This is a genomic window from Massilia sp. PWRC2 (genome assembly GCF_049896725.1).
Lineage (GTDB): Bacteria > Pseudomonadota > Gammaproteobacteria > Burkholderiales > Burkholderiaceae_D > JAFCUW01.
Window position 1 is genome coordinate 242,951 of sequence record NZ_JAFCUW010000006.1, and the last position, 14,533, is coordinate 257,483.

At 58.9% G+C, this 14,533-nt stretch carries 11 protein-coding genes; 8 read left to right on the forward strand and 3 right to left on the reverse strand.

From position 1 onward, the window contains the following. Nucleotides 1–46: 46 nt before the first annotated feature. Nucleotides 47–3,688 carry a trifunctional transcriptional regulator/proline dehydrogenase/L-glutamate gamma-semialdehyde dehydrogenase gene (gene putA / locus ACP7BZ_RS14030; protein WP_426114121.1) on the forward strand — a complete coding sequence of 1,214 codons (3,642 nt, stop codon included), beginning with the start codon at nt 47–49 and terminating at the stop codon, nt 3,686–3,688. Nucleotides 3,689–3,700: 12 nt separating this feature from the next. On the opposite strand, the gene ACP7BZ_RS14035 is transcribed toward putA, so the two are convergent. Beyond that, the gene (locus tag ACP7BZ_RS14035; protein ID WP_426114123.1) at nt 3,701–4,528 is read right to left on the reverse strand and encodes a 5'-methylthioadenosine/adenosylhomocysteine nucleosidase; all 828 of its coding nucleotides are present in this window, start codon (nt 4,526–4,528) and stop codon (nt 3,701–3,703) included. Nucleotides 4,529–5,202: 674 nt separating this feature from the next. Between ACP7BZ_RS14035 and ACP7BZ_RS14040 the strand changes: the two genes are divergently transcribed. From ACP7BZ_RS14040 to ACP7BZ_RS14070, 7 genes are all read left to right on the forward strand, one after another. Continuing rightward, the gene (locus ACP7BZ_RS14040; RefSeq protein ID WP_426114125.1) at nt 5,203–6,255 is read left to right on the forward strand and encodes an NAD(P)H-dependent flavin oxidoreductase; all 1,053 of its coding nucleotides are present in this window, start codon (nt 5,203–5,205) and stop codon (nt 6,253–6,255) included. Between the two features lie 30 nt (nt 6,256–6,285). Beyond that, nucleotides 6,286–7,914 carry a GMC family oxidoreductase gene (locus ACP7BZ_RS14045; RefSeq protein WP_426114127.1) on the forward strand — a complete coding sequence of 543 codons (1,629 nt, stop codon included), beginning with the start codon at nt 6,286–6,288 and terminating at the stop codon, nt 7,912–7,914. A gap of 174 nt (nt 7,915–8,088) precedes the next feature. Next, nucleotides 8,089–8,859 carry an ABC transporter ATP-binding protein gene (locus tag ACP7BZ_RS14050; protein WP_426114129.1) on the forward strand — a complete coding sequence of 257 codons (771 nt, stop codon included), beginning with the start codon at nt 8,089–8,091 and terminating at the stop codon, nt 8,857–8,859. Further along, nucleotides 8,859–9,566 carry an ABC transporter ATP-binding protein gene (locus ACP7BZ_RS14055; RefSeq protein WP_426114131.1) on the forward strand — a complete coding sequence of 236 codons (708 nt, stop codon included), beginning with the start codon at nt 8,859–8,861 and terminating at the stop codon, nt 9,564–9,566. Before ACP7BZ_RS14050 ends, ACP7BZ_RS14055 begins: the two co-directional genes overlap by 1 nt. A gap of 63 nt (nt 9,567–9,629) precedes the next feature. Then, on the forward strand, nt 9,630–10,838 hold the full coding sequence (locus ACP7BZ_RS14060) for an ABC transporter substrate-binding protein (RefSeq protein ID WP_426114133.1): 1,209 nt from the start codon (nt 9,630–9,632) through the stop codon (nt 10,836–10,838). A 242-nt stretch (nt 10,839–11,080) separates the two neighbouring features. Next, the gene (locus ACP7BZ_RS14065) at nt 11,081–11,965 is read left to right on the forward strand and encodes a branched-chain amino acid ABC transporter permease (RefSeq protein WP_426114135.1); all 885 of its coding nucleotides are present in this window, start codon (nt 11,081–11,083) and stop codon (nt 11,963–11,965) included. A 9-nt stretch (nt 11,966–11,974) separates the two neighbouring features. Then, nucleotides 11,975–12,958 (forward strand): branched-chain amino acid ABC transporter permease, encoded by a 984-nt coding sequence (locus ACP7BZ_RS14070; RefSeq protein ID WP_426114137.1) that lies wholly within the window; start codon nt 11,975–11,977, stop codon nt 12,956–12,958. 196 nt (nt 12,959–13,154) lie between these two features. Here the strand turns inward: ACP7BZ_RS14070 and ACP7BZ_RS14075 are convergent, their stop codons facing one another. Next, a complete protein-coding gene (locus ACP7BZ_RS14075; RefSeq protein ID WP_426114139.1) occupies nt 13,155–13,781 on the reverse strand; it encodes a DUF1294 domain-containing protein in 627 nt (208 codons plus the stop codon). A gap of 223 nt (nt 13,782–14,004) precedes the next feature. Then, a complete protein-coding gene (locus ACP7BZ_RS14080) occupies nt 14,005–14,454 on the reverse strand; it encodes a cupin domain-containing protein (RefSeq protein ID WP_426114141.1) in 450 nt (149 codons plus the stop codon). Nucleotides 14,455–14,533 lie beyond the last annotated feature (79 nt).

Consider the following 14,533-nt stretch of genomic DNA (forward strand, 5'->3'; position numbering starts at 1 on the left):
TTCAACACAGCTGTTTCGTACCGTTCTTGCCTATAAAGAGTTCACCATGAATATTGCCGCCCCTTCGGCCGTGACCGACCTGCCGTTTGCCGCCTTGCTCGCTGAAATCAAACCGCCGCAATCGGCACTGCGCGCCGCCGTCACCGCTGCCTACCGGCGCGCCGAAGCCGATGCCGTGGCGTGGCTGCTCGGTGAGCGTGCGCGCGCCAATGAGGACGCCGCCCCGCTGGCCCATCGGCTGGTCGAGCAAGTCCGCGCCAAGCGCACGCGGGCGTCGGGCGTCGATGCCTTGATGCATGAGTTTTCCCTGTCGTCGGAAGAGGGCGTTGCCCTGATGTGCCTGGCCGAAGCCTTGCTGCGCATCCCCGACAGCGCCACCGCTGACCGCTTGATCGCCGACAAGATCAGCAAGGGTGACTGGCGCCGCCACCTGGGCGAATCACCTTCTCTGTTCGTTAACGCCGCCACCTGGGGCTTGTTGATTACCGGTAAATTAGTCGGCAGCAACAGCGAGCAGGGCCTTGGTTCTGCTTTGACCAAATTGATTGGCAAGGGCGGCGAGCCGCTGATCCGCAAGGGTGTCGATCTGGCCATGCGCATGCTGGGCAACCAGTTCGTCACCGGCCAGACCATCGACGATGCCTTGAAAAACAGCCGCCCCAACGAGGCGCGCGGCTACCGCTATTCGTACGACATGCTGGGCGAAGCGGCGCTGACGGCGGACGATGCGCAAGCGTATTACCAGTCTTACGAAACGGCCATCCACGCCATCGGCAAGGCCTCGAACGGCCGCGGCATCAACGACGGCCCCGGTATTTCGATCAAGTTATCGGCCCTGCATCCCCGCTATAGCCGGGCCCAGCATGCGCGCGTGATGAATGAATTGCTGCCACGCGTGCGCACCCTGGTGCTGCTGGCCAAACAGTACAACATCGGCATCAATATCGATGCGGAAGAAGCCGAGCGCCTGGAGATTTCGCTCGATTTGATGGAAGCACTGGCCTTCGATCCGGCATTAGCCGGCTTTGGCGGTATTGGCTTCGTGGTCCAGGCCTATCAAAAACGCTGCCCCTTCGTCATCGATTTCCTGATCGACCTGGCGCGCCGCAGTGCTCGCACATTCATGGTGCGACTGGTCAAGGGCGCCTATTGGGATGCTGAAATCAAGCGCGCCCAGGTCGATGGCATGGCCGGCTTTCCCGTCTACACCCGCAAGGTGTACACCGATGTCAGCTATCTGACCTGCGCCCGCAAGCTGCTGTCGGCATCAGCGAGCCTGTATCCGCAGTTTGCTACCCATAACGCCCACACCCTGGCCGTTATTTATACTTGGGCAAAAGCCGACGGCATTGACAATTACGAGTTCCAGTGCCTGCACGGCATGGGCGAAACCCTGTACGACCAGGTGGTGGGCAGCGCCAATCTGAACAAGGCGTGCCGCATTTATGCACCGGTCGGTTCGCACGAAACCCTGCTCGCCTACCTGGTGCGGCGTTTGCTGGAAAACGGCGCCAATTCGTCATTCGTCAACCAGATCGTCGATCCGCAAGTGTCGATCGCTTCGCTGATTGCCGACCCGTTCGAGGTGGCGGCGCGGCTCAATGGCGCGCCCCATCCAGCCATCGCCCTGCCGCGCCAGTTATTTGGCAGCGAGCGCGCCAATTCGGCCGGGCTCGATTTGAGCAATGAAAATGTGCTCACCGCGCTGGCAGCTACCCTCAGCCGCCCACGTAGCTATGCGGCCACGCCGCTGATCGCTGCCGCGTTTGAAGCCGAAACAGCCGCGCGCACGCTGCGCAATCCCGCCGATCACCGTGACATCGTCGGCAGCGTCACCGATGCCAGCGCCGCCCAGGTCGACGCGGCACTGACCGCCGCCAGCGCTGCCGCCCCCTCCTGGCAGGGGCAAAGCCCGCAGATGCGCGCCGCCCTGCTGCTGCAAGTGGCCGACCTGTTCGAAGCGAACTGCCAGGAATTGATGGCGCTGGCCGTGCGCGAAGCAGGCAAATCGTTGCCCAATGCAATCGCCGAAGTACGCGAAGCGGTCGATTTCCTCCGTTATTATGCGCACCAGGCCGCCACCAGCGCGCCGTCGACGGCGCTGGGAACGGTGGTGTGTATCAGTCCATGGAATTTCCCACTGGCGATTTTTACGGGACAAGTGGCCGCCGCCCTGGTGGCCGGCAATGTGGTGCTGGCCAAACCGGCCGAGCAAACCCCCTTGATTGCGCACCGCGCCGTCGAGTTGTTTTACCAGGCCGGTATGCCGTTCGCTGCACTCCAGTTATTGCCTGGCCGCGGCGACATAATTGGCGCTGCCTTGACTGCCGACAGCCGTGTGCGCGGGGTGATTTTTACCGGTTCGACCGAAGTGGCGCAATTGATTAACCGCACCCTGGCAGCGCGCAGCATCAAGGAAAACATCGAGATCGCCCTGATTGCCGAGACCGGTGGCCAGAATGCACTGATCGTCGATTCTTCGGCTCTGCCCGAGCAGGTGGTGCAAGACGTCCTCAGTTCGGCATTCGACAGTGCCGGCCAGCGCTGCTCGGCCTTGCGGGTGCTGTTCTTGCAGGAAGAAATTGCCGATAAAACCATCCGCATGCTCAAGGGTGCGATGCAAGAGTTGCGCGTGGGCGTGCCCGATCGCCTGGCTACCGACATCGGTCCCGTCATTGATGCCGAAGCGCGCGACAGTTTATTGGCCCATATTGCCCGCACCAGGGCGACCGCACGCGCGTATTTTGCCCTCGAGTTGCCCGCCAGTTTGAGCGAGCACGGTACCTTCGTCGCCCCCACCGTGCTGGAAATCGGATCGCTGGCCGAATTGACCCACGAAGTGTTCGGACCCGTGCTGCACATCATCCGCTACCGCCGTGCCGATTTGCCGCAACTGGTCGAATCGATCAATGCCAGCGGTTTTGGCTTGACCCTGGGCGTCCATTCGCGCATCGATGAAACCATCGATTTTATAAGCCAGCGCGCCCATGTTGGCAATATCTATGTAAACCGCAATATTGTCGGCGCCGTTGTCGGCGTGCAGCCGTTTGGTGGTGAAGGCAAATCGGGCACCGGCCCCAAGGCCGGTGGTCCCCTGTATCTTAAACGGCTGCAACTGGCGGCGTCCGAGCTGCCGGCCGCCGGCGCGCGCGCGCCAATGCCGGTGCTGGATGCTCTGGCCGACTGGTCTGGTGCGAACGGCCACGCCGGCGTCGTCGCTCATATTCGACGCTATCAACAGGCAAGCGTACTTGGCGACAGCATCGTTTTGCCCGGTCCTACGGGCGAGCGCAACACGCTCGCTTTTGCTGCGCGGGGCCTGGTGCTGTGCGCGGCCGGTAGCGCGGCCACCTTGCTCAATCAACTTGCCGCTGTATTTGCCACGGGCAATCGCGCGGTCGTCTTGCGCGAACAGTGGATGGTGGGCTTGCCGCCAGCAGTGTTGCAGCACGTCCAAGTGGTCGACACGCTGGCAGCTGCCACTGGCTTCCAGGTGGCACTGGTCGATGCGCAGGCAGGCGCGGCGCTGGCAACGCCGCTGGCCAGTGGCGATGGTGCCCTGGTCAGCCTGATCACTACCACTGCCGAGGCTGCCATTCCCCTGTGGCGCCTGGTGGCTGAGCGCGCGTTGTGTATCAATACCACTGCGGCCGGCGGTAACGCCAGTTTGATGACGCTGGGCGTTTAATTGAGCGTGTAATCAGGCAACTGGACCGGATTGCCGGTCCGGCTTGCAACTGGGCTTGCAACTAGGCCCACAACTGAGCTCGCAAAAGCGTTGAATAATATAAAACGCATACTGGGCGGCCACCGCCTGCACGAAGTGCAGGAAATCGGTGGCCGCTGCTTCATTGGCGTTGTCGGAAATCGTGCGCATCACAGTAAACGGCACGTTCAAGTCGAAACATACCTGGGCCACCGCCGCCCCTTCCATTTCTACCGCCAGCAAACCCGGATGGTTGTCCCTGAGGCGGGCGATGCGTGCTGCGCTATCGATAAACTGGTCGCCACTGGCCACCACCCCCTGGTGTACGCGCACTTGCTGTAGACCAAACAGATGGCGATCAGCCAGGCTGATGGCAACTGCCAGATCGCTGGCGACGAAGCTGGTGCTGGCCTGCAACAGGCGCTTGGTCAAACAACGGTCGCTTTTAAAATAACTGATCCCCGTCAACGGTACTTCGTAGGCGGGGAACAGGGGACTGGCATCCATATCATGCTGCACCAGGCAATCGGCGACAACGATGTCGCCCACTTGCACCCCATTGCCACCTGAACCGGCCACGCCGGTGAATAACAGGTGAGTTATCCCAAACTTTTCCACCAACAAGGTTGCCGTCATGGCGGCAGCGACCTTGCCGATCCGGGACAGCACGCACACAGCGTCGATCCCCCACAAGGTGCCGGTGGTGTAGTCACGGCGGCCGTGGATGTGCGTGGTGGCCCCTTGCATGGCTTCTACCAGCCCTTGTTGCTCTTCCTGCAGGGCGCTAATGATGCCGAGACGGCCGATTGGATGGCGATTCATGGTGTCGGTGGCGTACAGACGATGTTAAAAAGCGGCTTGCCAGCACTTGTCCACTGCTTCTGGTTGTTTACTGTTTTATACAAAGATAGGTATACAAAGGTAGTAGTAATAGTAGGCATCGATGGCTTCTGTGGATAAGTCACTAATTATCAACAGCTTCAATGGTTTACGCGATTGACAAGAGGACTTGAAAACATTGTATCGAAGGGGGACGGTTGTTGGACAATTTTGCGACGGTGTGACTCTGACCAGGTTTTGCACAACTAGCCCTGTGGATATCCAACAGCTTATCCACAAGCGGTGTGGCAAGGGCGTTTCTGGCTCTGGCTTTCTTTTGTTGGCTTTCAGCATTTTTTTTGAAATTTAACAAAATAGTCACTTTTTTGAAGCGGTCGCGCTTTCGCGCTTTTTCGGTTTTTTTTGTTTTTTGCTCTTGTTTTGTTTACTTAACAAAGTAGGTATACAAGTTTAGTAGTAGTAGTTAACACTGCCCGTTTTCTGTGGATAAGCCCATATTTTTCCATTAAATCAAGCGCTTGCGGGTTGTACAAGGGTGTTAACGATTCTGTATGATGGCAGAAGCAATTCTGGACAAAAATAGGGCTGTGCATAAAATGGGGTTTATCCACAATCGGTGCCTGTGGATATTCAGACACTTATCCACAGGAGCCCCCATGGATGCCCTAAAACTGTTCAATTCGCGACGCCTGCCCGTCATCCAGGGCCCGATGGCTGGTGGTTTTTGTACGCCAGAGCTGATTGCTGCCGTCTGCAATGCTGGCGGTCTTGGTAGTCTGCCCGGCTCGCTCCTCTCTGTCGCCGCCTTGCGCGATCAGGTCGCCGCCATTCGCTCGTTGACCAATCAACCGTTTTTTTTGAATTTTTTTGTGCAATCGGTGCCCGCGCCCGATGACAGTGCCATCGCTGCGGCCAGCCAATTGTTGCGTCCCATCTGGCAGCAACTGGGCTGGGATGAACTGCCGCGGCCGTCACAGTGGTGCCAGGATTTTCATGCCCAGTTCGAGACCTTGCTGGAATTGCGCCCGGCGCTGGCCAGTTTTACCTTCGATATCCTGTCTTCGCAGCAGGTGGAACGCCTGCACGGCGCCGGCATCCTGGTGCTGGGGACGGTCACCACGGTGGCCGAGGCAGTGGCCTGGCAAGCGGTCGGTGCCGATGCGGTGATCGCCTCGGGCATCGAGGCCGGTGGCCATCGCGGCACCTTTATTGGCCGTCAGGAGGAGGCAACGCTGACGGCGCGCGAATTGTGGTCGCAGGTGGTCGCTGCCGTGCGTCTGCCGGTGGTTGCTGCCGGTGCCATCATGGATGGCCGTGATATCGGCGCCGCGCTGGCGCTGGGGGTCAGCGCCGTGCAAATGGGCACCGCTTTCCTGGTTAGCGATGAAGCGGCCGTTCACCCTGCCTATAAACAGCGTTTGTTGTCGGCCAATGCACAGACGCGCCTGACGCGGGCGATTTCTGGCCGCTACGCGCGCGGTATCGAAAATGACTTCATGCGCGAGATGGAAGCCGTCGAGCAGCAAGTTCCAGCGTATCCTGTACAAAATGCGTTGACGGGCAGCATACGGGCGGCGGCGGCCGCCGCCGGGAATAGCGAGTTGATGTCGCTATGGGCCGGCAGCGGGGTGAACCGGGCGCGGCCGATGTCGGTGGCCGCCTTGATGAACACCCTGGCGGCGGAGATGACTGCAACATCGTTAAAATAATATAAAACAATATAAAACAAGGAGACAGGCTTGGAATCGGCAGGACACTACGACTATATTATTGTCGGCGCAGGAACAGCTGGCTGCTTGCTGGCCAATCGCCTCACGCGCAACAAAGACCATAACGTCCTGCTGATCGAGGCGGGCGGCAAGGACGATTATTTGTGGATCCACATCCCGGTCGGCTACCTGCACTGCATCGGCAATCCCCGTACCGACTGGCTATACAAGACCGAACCGGACACTGGCCTGGGCGGCCGTTCCTTGATGTATCCGCGCGGAAAAGTGCTGGGCGGCTCGTCGTCGATCAATGGCATGATTTATATGCGCGGCCAGCAGGGCGACTATGATCACTGGGCGGAACTGACGGGTGACGCTTCCTGGCGCTGGGACCAGGTATTGCCGTTGTTCATGCAAACCGAACACCACCACGGGGGCGCCAGCGCCCTGCATGGCGCTGGCGGCGAGTGGCGGGTGGAAAAGCAGCGCCTGTCATGGCAGATTCTCGATGCCTTTCGTGATGCGGCCGGTCAGACCGGTATCCCGAAAATCGACGATTTTAATGGCGGCGACAACGAAGGCAGCGCGTATTTCGAAGTCAACCAAAAGCGCGGCATCCGCTGGAACACGGCCAAGGCGTTTTTGCGTCCTGTCGCCGGGCGTCCGAATTTAACCATCATGACGGGCTGTCATGTCGAGCGCCTGATCATTGAGCACGATGCCAGTGGCGCCGCGCTGTGCCGTGGCGTCGAGTTCAGCGGTGGCGGCCGGCGCTTTCGCGCCGATGCCGCACTAGAAACCCTGCTGGCGGCTGGCGCCATCGGTTCGCCCACCATCCTGCAATTGTCGGGAGTGGGGTCGGCGCCCGCGTTGCACGCACTGGGGATCACGCCTGTGCACGAGCGGGCAGGTGTCGGCGAAAATTTACAGGATCACTTGCAGCTGCGCATGGTGTACAAGGTCAGCAAGGCCAAAACCCTCAACACCACGGCGGCCAGCTGGTTCGGCAAGCTAAAAATTGGCATGGAATACGCGTTGCGCCAGAGCGGACCGATGTCGATGGCGCCGTCGCAGCTGGGGCTGTTTGCCAAGTCCGATCCCGCGCAGCGTTCGGCCAATTTGCAATATCACGTGCAGCCATTGTCGCTGGAAAAATTTGGCGATCCCTTGCACCCGTTTCCCGCGTTTACGGCCAGCGTGTGCAATCTGCGTCCCACTTCGCGCGGTCACGTGCGACTGGCCAGCAGTGACAGCACGGCAGCGCCGAAAATCGTCCTCAATTACCTCAGCACCCTGGACGATCGCACGGTCGCCGCGCACGCCCTGGCCTTGACCCGCCGCATCGTGGCGGCGCCGGCGCTGGCGCAGTACGGCCCGGTCGAATACAAGCCGGGTGCCGCCTACAGCAGCCAGGCGCAGCTGGCTGAAGCGGCCGGCGTGATCGGCACCACCATCTTTCACCCGGTCGGCACCTGCAAAATGGGGCGCGCCGACGATCCGCTGGCGGTGGTCGACAGCACTCTTCGAGTGATCGGCGTGCGCGGCTTGCGGGTGATTGATGCTTCGGTGATGCCAACTATCACCTCTGGCAACACCAATTCTCCCACCTTGATGATCGCGGAAAAAGCCGCGCAGTTGATTATCGCCGCGGCTTGCTAAAGTAGCGCTGCGCTGACGTGCGCACTTTCTTAAAAATTTGCAATAAACTGCCTTAAAACGCCCTAAAACAGGGCGCAAGCCTCGTATTTATACCGTATTGTGACGACCAGGGTATCTGTGTATTATCGGGTGATAATTAACACAGCAGTATCATAAAGTTATTTCGGAGACACAATGACTGACGTCATATTGGAAACCCGCAACTTGACCAAAGAGTTCAAGGGTTTCACGGCAGTAAGTGACGTGAATTTGCGCGTCGAGCGTGGTCATATCCATGCGTTGATCGGCCCCAACGGTGCCGGCAAGACCACCTGTTTTAATTTGCTGACCAAATTCCTGGTGCCCACTTCCGGCGCCATTTTGTTCAATGGCAAAGATATTACGGCCGCCGCGCCGGCGCAAATTGCCCGCATGGGCGTGATCCGTTCGTTCCAGATTTCGGCCGTGTTTCCCCACCTGAGCGTGCTGCAAAATGTGCGCATCGGTTTGCAGCGCCAATTGGGCACTTCTTACCATTTCTGGCGTAGTGAGCGCTCGCTCTCACAACTGGACGATCGCGCCATGCAGTTGCTGGCCGAAGTCGATTTGACCGAGTTTGCCGACACCATCACCGTCGACATGCCGTATGGCCGCAAGCGGGCACTGGAAATTGCCACCACGCTGGCCATGGAACCGGAATTGATGCTGCTCGACGAGCCGACCCAGGGCATGGGCCATGAAGACGTGCACCGCGTCACCGAGTTGATCAAAAAAGTGTCGGCGGGCCGCACCATCTTGATGGTCGAACACAATATGAATGTGGTATCCGGCATCTGCGACAAGATCTCCGTGCTACAACGGGGCGCCATGCTGGCCGAAGGCAGTTACGCCGAAGTGTCCAAGAATCCGCAAGTGATGGAAGCGTACATGGGCACGGTTGATGTCGCGCTGGAAGGAGCCCATTGATGGCCGCAGCACTCGAAATTAGCAAGTTGCAAGCCTGGTATGGCGAATCCCATATTTTGCATGATGTCAATTTGACGGTGAACCAGGGCGAAGTCGTCACCTTGCTTGGCCGCAATGGCGCGGGGCGCACCACCACCATGCGCGCCATCATGGGATTGACGGGCAAGCGTAGTGGCTCGATCAAGATCAATGGGGTCGAGTCGATTGCCATGGCGACCCATAAAATCGCCCACCTGGGGGTCGGTTATTGTCCCGAAGAGCGCGGCATTTTTTCGTCGCTGTCGACCGAAGAAAACTTGATGCTGCCGCCGGCCCTGGCCGGCACCGCCAAGGGCATGTCGGTGCAAGAGATTTATCAGATGTTTCCAAACTTGTATGAACGGCGCAATAGCCAGGGCACCCGCCTGTCCGGCGGCGAACAGCAGATGCTGGCGGTAGCGCGCATCCTGCGCACCGGCGCGCGCCTGTTGCTGCTCGATGAAATTTCGGAAGGCCTGGCGCCCGTCATCGTGCAGGGCCTGGCCCGCATGATTGTCGAGCTGAAAGCAAAAGGCTACACAATCGTCATGGTGGAACAGAATTTCCGCTTCGCCGCACCACTGGCGGACCGGTTTTACGTGATGGAGCACGGTCAGATCGTCGAGACCTTCGCTTCGTCTGAATTGAGCGCCAAGATGCCGGTACTGACCGAGCTGCTGGGCGTTTAAGAGTGCAGCAGTGCAGAAGTGCAACAGTGCAGTATTAATTAATAATATCCTCACGGAGACAAAATGAAACGTAACGTTATTGCTGTCGCAGCCAGCGCGCTGTGCGCACTAGGCCTGTCGACCTCGGTCCAAGCCCAAATTTCTGGCGACACCATCAAGATCGGCATGATCACCGACCTGTCGGGCACCTATTCCGACGTTGACGGCAATGGCGGCGCCGAAGCGGTCAAGATGGCGATCGCCGACATGGGCGGCATGATCAACGGCAAAAAAATTGAATTTGTCGTCGCCGATCACCAAAACAAGGCGGATATCGCCGCCAGCAAGGCGCGCGAATGGTTCGACCGCGATGGCGTCGACATGCTCATCGGTGGCACAAATTCGGGCACCAGCCTGGCCATGGCAAAAATCGCTGCGGAAAAGAAAAAAGTGTTCATTTCGATCGGCGCGGGCTCGGCCCGCCTGACGAATGAAGAATGCACCCCGTTCACCATCCACTACGCCTATGACACCATTGCCCTGGCGCGCGGCACCGGCTCGACCATCGTCAAGCAGGGCGGCAAATCGTGGTACTTCCTGACGGCCGACTATGCGTTTGGCCAGTCGCTCGAAAAAGACACGGCGGAAGTTGTCAAAGCCAATGGCGGCACCGTGATGGGCAGCGCCAAGCACCCGCTGGCGGCATCCGACTTCTCGTCCTTCCTGCTGCAGGCGCAAGGATCGAAAGCGCAAATTCTCGGCCTGGCCAATGCCGGCGGCGACACCATCAATGCCATCAAGGCAGCTAACGAGTTTGGCATCACCAAGACCATGAAGCTCGCTGGCCTGCTGATGTTCATCAACGATGTGCACTCGCTGGGCTTGAAGATGACCCAGGGCATGTATCTGACCGATGGCTGGTACTGGGATCAAAACGACCAGACACGCGCCTGGTCGAAGCGTTATTTTGCCAAGATGAAAAAAGAGCCATCGATGCTGCAAGCGGCTGATTATTCCGCCGCCATGAATTACCTGGCCGCCGTCAAAGCGGCTGGCACCGATGATCCTGAAAAAATCATGGCACAAATGAAAAAAACGCCGATCAACGACATGTTCGCCAAGGGCGGCGTGATCCGTCCGGACGGCCGCATGGTCCACGATATGTTCCTGATGCAGGTCAAGACCCAGGCTGAGTCGAAGTACCCGTGGGATTACTACAAGGTCGTCGCTACCATCCCTGGCGCCCAGGCGTATGCCACCAAGGCCGAGAGCAAATGCGCGCTGTGGAAGTAATGTAAGGGGTGGCCCGGCCGTCGCCGGGTGATAGTCAAGGAAGCGGGTCGCGTACCCGCTTCTTTTGTGATGGCCCGCTCGATTGCTGCTGTTTTACCTGAATTGTTCACGTCACTGTTTTATCAAGTCGTTCGATCTCACCGTTGCACGGCTTGCTTTGCGCTTGCGCCGTTTTGCCCCTGCGCAAAACGGCGTGTTCTTTTGTCCACGCCGGTCCCCCGGTGTTTTTGTACTGTGATGCCATGGAAATCTTCGGCGTTCCGCTTCCTGCCATGATGAGCCAGCTTTTGCTGGGACTGGTCAACGGCTCTTTTTATGCCATGTTGTCGCTGGGTTTGGCTGTCATTTTCGGCTTGCTCAACGTAATTAACTTTTCACACGGTGCGCTGTACATGGTGGGCGCGTTTCTCGCGTTCATCGGCGTCACCACGCTGGGCCTCAATTACTGGGTGATGTTGCTGGTCGCCCCTTTGATCGTCGGCATCTTTGGCATCGTGGTTGAAAAATCGATGCTGCGCTGGCTGTATAAACTCGACCATTTATATGGCTTGCTGCTCACCTTCGGCATCACCTTGCTGCTCGAAGGGGTGTTCCGCTCGTTCTTCGGCGTCTCCGGTCAGTCGATCGAAGTGCCTGAGTTATTGCAGGGCGCCACCAACCTGGGCTTCATGGTGATGCCGAATTACCGCGCCTGGGTGGTCGTCGCGTCGCTCAGCGTTTGCCTGGTCACCTGGTTCGTGATTGAAAAAACCAAGCTGGGCTCTTACCTGCGCGCCGGTACCGAAAACCCCAAGCTGGTTGAAGCATTCGGCATCAACGTGCCGCTGATGGTGACCCTGACCTACGGCTTCGGCGTCGCCCTGGCCGGCTTTGCCGGCGTGCTGGCCGCGCCTATCATTAATGTGACCCCGCTGATGGGCTCGAATTTGATCATCGTCGTCTTTGCGGTGGTGGTCATTGGTGGCATGGGGTCGATCATGGGCTCCATCCTCACTGGCCTGGGCCTGGGCATCATCGAAGGATTTACCCGCGTGTTTTATCCGGAAGGTTCGGAAGTGGTGGTGTTTGTTGTCATGGTCATCGTCCTGTTGATCCGTCCTGCCGGCCTGTTCGGCAAAGAGAAATAAGGAGTCACCATGAACCGTAAAATTGGTTTTGCCATCGCCCTCGCGGTGGCCTTAATCGCCCCCTTCGTCGGTTACCCGGTGTTCCTGATGAAGTTGTTGTGCTTCGGCCTGCTGGCCTGCGCCTTTAACTTGTTGATCGGTTACACCGGCTTGCTGTCGTTTGGTCACGCCGCCTTTTTTGGCGCCGCCGGTTACTTTACCGGCTACGCGCTGACCACCCTCGGCTTGCCAACCGAGATCGGCATCCTGGTCGGCGTGCTGGTGGCTGCACTGATTGGCCTGGTGATGGGCTGGCTGGCGATTCGGCGCCAGGGTATTTATTTCACCATGATCACCCTGGCCCTGGTCCAGATGGTGTATTTCGGCATGCTGCGGGCGCCATTCACCCACGGCGAAGACGGTTTGCAAGGGATCCCGCGCGGCAAGCTGCTGGGCATGATCGATCTGGCCAACGACACCACCATGTATTACTTTGTGCTGGCCATCGCCATCGCCGGCTTTGCCCTGATCGTGCGCATCATCCATTCGCCATTCGGTCAGGTGCTCACCGCCATCAAGGAGAACGAGCCGCGCGCCATTTCCCTCGGTTACGACGTGCACCGCTACAAGCTGACCGCCTTCGTGCTGTCGGCCGCGCTGGCGGGCCTGGCAGGGTCCACCAAGGCCGTCGTGCTGGGCTTTGAGACGCTCACCGATGTGCATTGGAGTATGTCCGGGCTGGTCGTTCTGATGACCCTGGTGGGCGGTATGGGCACGCTGGTCGGTCCCATCCTTGGCGCGTTTATTATCATTGCCCTGGAAAACAAGCTGGGCGACCTTGGCAATTTTATTGCCCGCAGCACCGGCATCGAGTGGTTTAGCACGCTCGGCGAATCGGTGGGCATGGTCACTGGCCTGATTTTTATCGTCTGCGTGCTGCTGTTCCGCCGTGGCATTGTCGGCGAAATTGGCGCTGCCATCGCCGCCGCCGCCAGAAGAAAACGCGCCGCCTGAAGGGTATGCAGGCAGCGTCAATAAAAAAAGGGACCGGCGCTCGCCGGTCCCTTTTATTTTGCCCATTCAATTGGATGTATGTCTTTGAAAAGCAGCACGTGTTCGCTCCCAGCACGGTGTTGCGTTACCGCTTCTATGTGCGCTTGCCCAAGGTGCAGACCAAAGGTGTGCAAAAGTTGAGGAGACGCTCTCGTTGTTAAAGGAATAGCGTACCCAGTAGCGCATTGCCCGAACACAGCACAAGAGCGCCCAGTGCGGCGCAGTTGATGACGACGCTGATGCGAAATGCAGTTTGAAAAGACGTTTTCTTCGATTTGTGCCGTAGCAGGTGCTGCGCCAACAGTGCGCCAGGCCAGCCACCAGCGGTGCCCAACATAAGCAATTTTTTCTCGCTGGTTCTGCGGCGTTGGGCGCCGGCAGCGGCCTTATCACGCCCATACACGATGAATGTAAGGAGGCTCATAGCCAGATAGGTGCCGAGGACGACTGCCGCCAATTGCTGCAACAGCACCAATGCGGCGAGCACCACCATAAAGATGAGCGCCATCATAATGGGCAGTGCGCCAGTTTGTCGCGGCACCTTGTGGTTGCCGCCGATGACAGCGTACGCGACGTCGGCTGCGCACGGCCGGCCCTGCGGTTTATTCCCCAGCACATAGGTGACAATCGCCGTGCAGTAGGGGCGCGGTAATCCGCTCTTGAATGAGTGGATGTGCACAAACACGGGTGGACCGCCACCGTTGGGCGCGATGAATCCGTATCCCTGCTCGTCTTTCCAGCTGCTGATGGTTCCCTGATAGCGGACGGGTTTGCGACCTTGCATGGTTTCGGGCTCGGGTGGAAATTGAAATTATGGTATCAGGTTTTTGCTAGGCAATTCGCGGCGTCTGATTGGCAAGCTGAAAGCCAGGCAGGATGAAGCGTTGCGAAATCGCCGGGGGGCCGTGGCGGCGCTGGTCGGGCAGGCTATCAAGTTGCCCGCAGGGTGGTGACATCACGGGCGTTGTTCAGCGAGCGTATGGCGTGCCATCCTTGCGCACAAATGTTCAGCCGTGCGGTTCGCGTACCGACTTCACATCGTCGCGTGGATAGCTGACGCTGTCGTCGGCCTGGCGGTCGCCCACTTCGAGGTAGCAGGCGGTCTCTCGCGTGCGGTTCACCAGCATGTGCGCGCGGCCGCCGGCCGCGAAGCCGGCGCACATGCCGGCGCCGATGATGCTTTCGTCGGTATCACGGATCAAGGTCAATTCGCCACTGAGCACATAGATCCACTCGTCCTGCACCGAGTGAACGTGCATGAGCGCCGAGCTGGCGCCCGCCGCCAGTCTGACGTGGTTGACGCCAAAACGCTGGATGCCGAACGGATCGCCCAGTGGCCGCTTGACGCGGCCGCTCATCAATGCAGCAAATGGCGGTGGGTAATGTGATGGCGTGCTGCGCGGCGTCGCCACGGCGGCGATCAGGGCAAACGGGACCATGGGGTCGGGGCCTGGCATCGTTGGTACTCCACGCTGAAAAGAGAGTGAAACTGTAGCTCAGGCGTTTCAGCAGCGCTAGTGGGGATACTTGTTAGCT